Below are 517 nucleotides of genomic sequence, written 5' to 3'. Positions count from 1 at the left end.
GTTGATTGATTGTGTAGGACCTCTGCCGAAAACTAAGAGGGGGCATCAATATTTGCTGACCATTATGGATGTGGCGACAAGATATCCAGAGGGGATCCCCCTGAGGAACATCAAAGCGAAAACAGTGTTGGATGCGTTGTTGAAGTTCTTCACACAGTATGGGCTGGCTCAGGAGGTCCAGTCCGATCAGGGGTCCAATTTCATGTCGGGGGTTTTCCAGGAGGTCATGTATGAACTGGGTATAAAGCAGTTGAAGTCATCTATATACCACCCAGAGTCGCAGGGTGCCCTTGAGAGGCACCATCAGACACTGAAAACGATGATTAGGACGTACTGTGTTGAGGATCCAGGTGATTGGGACAGAGGGATCCCTTTCCTGTAGTTTGCAGCGAGGGATGCAGTGAACGAGTCAACCGGCTTTAGCCCGTTTGAATTGGTCTTTGGGCATGAGGTACGGGGTCCTTTAAAGTTGGTGAAGGAGAAGTTTCTGGGGAAAGAGACAGAGGTGAACATTCTG

Annotated in this window: 1 protein-coding gene; it reads left to right on the top strand. The window is 49.3% G+C overall.

The window, feature by feature from the left end; genetic code table 11:
* Positions 1-382 (top strand): DDE-type integrase/transposase/recombinase (locus tag IEQ44_RS15555; protein ID WP_193639391.1); only part of this gene is annotated, 382 nt, incomplete at its 5' end.
* Positions 383-517 lie beyond the last annotated feature (135 nt).

It is taken from the genome of Nocardioides malaquae, assembly GCF_015070385.1.
In the GTDB taxonomy this organism is placed as follows: Bacteria; Actinomycetota; Actinomycetes; order Propionibacteriales; family Nocardioidaceae; genus Nocardioides; species Nocardioides malaquae.
The sequence above is the reverse complement of the archived record's forward strand: the minus strand, read 5'-3'. Positions and strand labels throughout refer to the sequence as shown.